The sequence below is a fragment of the Streptomyces sp. NPDC005435 genome, assembly GCF_040703155.1.
Lineage (GTDB): Bacteria > Actinomycetota > Actinomycetes > Streptomycetales > Streptomycetaceae > Streptomyces.
In genome coordinates this window covers 1-3,430 of the sequence record NZ_JBEXEQ010000045.1, presented here as the reverse complement: position 1 = coordinate 3,430, position 3,430 = coordinate 1, and the positions used below count along the sequence as shown (strand labels likewise).

Sequence of the window (3,430 nt, the reverse complement as noted above, 5' to 3'; positions counted from 1 at the left end):
GTGCGGGGCGCGAGGTTGGCCAGGGACTTCGTCAGGTGGGCCCAGACACCTTGGACGGGGTTGAGGTCGGGCGCGTACGGAGGCAGCTTGATGATAGTGAGCCCGTCGCTGTTGCGTTCGCGGAACTCCCGCAACGCCTCGACGTGATGGGCGCTGACGTTGTCCCACACCACGATCAGCGGGGCACCCCCGAGTTGCCGACGGGCTGAGGTCAGCAGGTCGGAGAACTCGCGGGCACGGAAGCCCTTCTTCTCACCGGTACGGCCGAGGTATGTCTGGGTCCGGTGGAGCAGCCTGGTCTCGCGGCCCGGTCTGACGCAGATCATCCCGGCCATCAGGACCCGGCCCGAGCCTTTCCCCGTCACCTTGATCAGCGGAGTCCGCCCGCGCGGCGACCAGGTCCGCCCCTTGCCGGGCTTCAGGTCCTGGCCGGCCTCGTCCTCGAAGACGATCCACGCGCCCAGGAGCTGGGCCGTCCTCTTACCCGTGACCACTGCTCCGTCCGCCACCGCTCTACGGCCTGCTCGTCGCGCTCGACCGCCCAATGCGCGGGGACCTGCGGTGACCAGCCCAGCCGGTGCAGCAGATACGACACCCCGCGCGGGGTGTACCGGTAGCTGAACAGGCGGTGAATCAGCTCCGCGACCCTTGCCAGGGTCCACCGCTGGTCCTCGCACCAGCCGTGCGCGGCCGGACCGGCCTCCAACTCGGCCTGCAGGCGCTCGGTCTGGTCATCGCTGAGCTGACAGGGAAAGCCACCAGGCCCCTTCGAGGCCAGGGCTGATCTGCCGCCGTCCCGCCAGGCCGCGTGCCAGGCGTAGGCCGACTTCCGCGACACCCGTAACCTGCGGGCCACCTCGGGCGGCCGCGCCCCTTGCTCGAACATCTCCGCGGCCTCAAACCGCACCGCCTCACGCTTCGCCCGCCCCACAGCGGCCAGTCCGCCGCCATCCGCGTACCTCATGACGAGGATGTAGCACCGCCAACACCCCCTGTCACCCCACCCTTTCAACCTCAGCGGCAACGTCAGCGGACGATGGCTCCGCACAGTGCGTCGCCGCGGGTCGGCTCGTGGCTGGCGGGACCGTCGAGCGCGTTGCTGAGGGTGTTGATGGCGTCGCGCTGGAGGCGGAGGCGGACGTGTGCGTAGACGGTGGCGGCGACGCCGATGTGGGCGTGGCCGAGGAGTTCCTTGATGACGACGAGGTCGACGCCTTGTTCCAGGAGCAGGGTGGCGGTTGAGTGGCGGAGGTCGTGGAAGCGGATGCGGCGGAGGCTGGCCTTGCGGCGGAGCGTGGTGAAGACGCGAGTGGGGGTTGGTCGGTTCGATCGATCCGCCCTGCGCAGTGGTGAAGACGTGCCCGTTGGGCTGCCGCCCGATGCCTGCTGCTTCGTGCTGTTGCTGTTCGTGGCGGCGCTTCAGCGACTGGACACACCGGGCGGGGAGAACGATGAGGCGTTCGGAGGCCCGGGTCTTGGTGGGCAGGGCAGTCAGCCCGGCGGTGTTGGTGCGCTGGAGGGTGCGCCGGATGCCGGCAGTTCCGCCGGCCAGGTGGAGGCCTTCCCAGCGCAGGCCGAGGAGTTCGCCTTGACCCCGGGCCTGGTGAACCGTGACTTCGTTGCCGGTGCCCTGAACCGCTGCTGGAGCGCGGACTTTGCTCACGTGAAGACCTGGGCCGGGATCGTTTACGTCGCCTTCGTCATGGACACCTTTCTCCCACCGGATCGTCGGCTGGTCCGCGGCCACCATGAATGAACGGGCTTCGTGCTGAACGCCCCGGAGATGGCGCTTCGTCCGGCCTTGACACGGCACCGAGCTGCCGCATTCACCTTACGGAGAGCTCTTCTGGCTTTAGCGAAGCCGGCGCTCGGGCCGCTCGCCAGCGATCTGTCGATGCCTTTGAGCGCGGTGACACCCCTGGGGCGTCAACAACAGGAGGGGGAAGCATGCTGAACCCGAAGGCCCAAGGCCTCATCGCGGAGCCACGGAAAGGTAACCAGGGAGAGAACCCCGTTTTCTCTCTTTGAGGCGTGGGCGCCGAGGCGGTGCACGCCGGCTGGCTCACGCCGCCGGGGAGTGCTTTCCCGGTGTGGAGTCGTTCGGGTGGTGGTGGTCGTGGGCGGTGAAGACGAAGGTCGAGATGTCGCCGTCCAGGTCGATGGTCAGCGAGGCGTCCAGGGCCTTGGCCAGACGGGTGAGCAGCGGCAGAGTCGGTACGGAGTCGCCCCCCTCGATGTTGGAGATCTGGGGCTGGCTCATACCCGCACGGCGGGCCAGTTCGGTCTGGGAGAGATTGAGCTCGCTGCGCCGGTCGTACACGGCTTGGCCGAGGGCGAAGGCGTATCCGGCTTCCACGTAGGCAGGGGACTCCACCACCTGTTCGTTCTGGGCCTTGCGGGTCCGGCGGGTCTTCCACTGGGAGTGGTTCACGGGCTGTCCTCCCTCGTTCGGTCGTAACTGTGCTCGGCGGGACCGTGGTTCGCTTCGCATGTCTTTTGCGCTTGCTGGGCGCGTTCTACCTCGGCGGCTTCCTGCTGTCTTGTCTTGCGGAATACGGTCAGGAGCACGATCCGCTGCTCGGGTGCGAGCCAGTAGGTGATGCGGACCGCGTTTCCGTCCATGGTGAACCGCAGTTCACGGAGTTTGCCGCCCAGATGGCGTGAGTAGGGCTCTCCGAGAGTCGTCGGCCGCATGGCAAGCATGTCAGCGGCGCGTTCGGCCTTGTCGTAGTGCTGGTCCGACAGGAGCGCCAACCACTGCCGGACCTCTGGTTCGATCTCGATCTGCCAGGGGCTGTCCACCCTCCAGAATTATACAGATATCTGTATGACTGGGTGGAGGATCGGGGAGCGCGGCCCGACCCTCCCGGCAGCACGTGGCCCGCACCGCTTACCGCGCCACTGTCGAAGCGGCGAAGTTCGCGAAGCATCATGCGGCGGCGATCACGTCGTTCGTGGTGTCGACGGCGGTGTTCGCGGGTTGTGAGGCGGCGACGTGGGGTGTGGGCACGGTCGGCTGTGCGGCCATGGCCGGCGCTGCGGGTTCGCTGGTGGAGCAGGGCTTCAAGTGCGCCGAGAACGGTGGCGGCGACTGCAGTGTGGGCGCGTTCGCGGGTTCTGCCGTGGAGGGCGCGGTAACGGGTGCGGCGGGTGGTGTCCTGGGCGAGCTGGGTGGTGCGTTGCTGGCGAAGGCGGCGCCGAAGGCGATGGAGGTGGTCGGCGGTCTGTTCGGCCGGGCGACGTCCGGGGCCGGCGACTCGGCGGCGGCGGATGCGACGGAGGCGGCGACGGCCAAGGCGGAGTCGGAGGGGGCGGGGCCTGAGGAGGAGTCGGGTGGCGCCTGCCCGATCAAGCGGTCCGTGCCGGGGGACCCGCACAGTTTCACGGGTGCGACCCGGGTCCTGATGGCCGACGGCACGACCAGGGCCAT

The 3,430-nt window shown here is 68.5% G+C and carries 4 protein-coding genes and 2 pseudogenes; 1 reads left to right on the top strand and 5 read right to left on the bottom strand.

From position 1 onward, the window contains the following. The 5 genes and pseudogenes from AB0898_RS31775 to AB0898_RS31750 form a co-directional block, all read right to left on the bottom strand. Positions 1 to 509, bottom strand: a 509-nt coding sequence (locus tag AB0898_RS31775; protein ID WP_366806527.1) for a transposase, incomplete at its 3' end; no start/stop codon positions are given. Beyond that, entirely contained in the window at positions 419 to 886 is a 468-nt protein-coding gene (locus AB0898_RS31770) for a winged helix-turn-helix domain-containing protein (RefSeq protein ID WP_407078443.1), read from the bottom strand. The genes AB0898_RS31770 and AB0898_RS31775, both read right to left, overlap by 91 nt. Positions 887 to 1,026: 140 nt before the next feature. Further along, positions 1,027 to 1,618: pseudogene (locus AB0898_RS31765) on the bottom strand (site-specific integrase); the annotation flags it as partial. A 444-nt stretch (positions 1,619 to 2,062) separates the two neighbouring features. Continuing rightward, positions 2,063 to 2,431 (bottom strand): helix-turn-helix transcriptional regulator, encoded by a 369-nt coding sequence (locus AB0898_RS31755; protein WP_366806524.1) that lies wholly within the window; start codon positions 2,429 to 2,431, stop codon positions 2,063 to 2,065. Continuing rightward, positions 2,428 to 2,802: a type II toxin-antitoxin system RelE/ParE family toxin gene (locus AB0898_RS31750; RefSeq protein WP_366806523.1), complete on the bottom strand. Its 375-nt coding sequence runs from the start codon at positions 2,800 to 2,802 to the stop codon at positions 2,428 to 2,430. Before AB0898_RS31750 ends, AB0898_RS31755 begins: the two co-directional genes overlap by 4 nt. 74 nt (positions 2,803 to 2,876) lie before the next feature. On the opposite strand from AB0898_RS31750, the pseudogene AB0898_RS31745 reads away from it, so the two are divergent. Beyond that, a pseudogene (locus tag AB0898_RS31745) lies at positions 2,877 to 3,430 on the top strand (hypothetical protein); the annotation flags it as partial.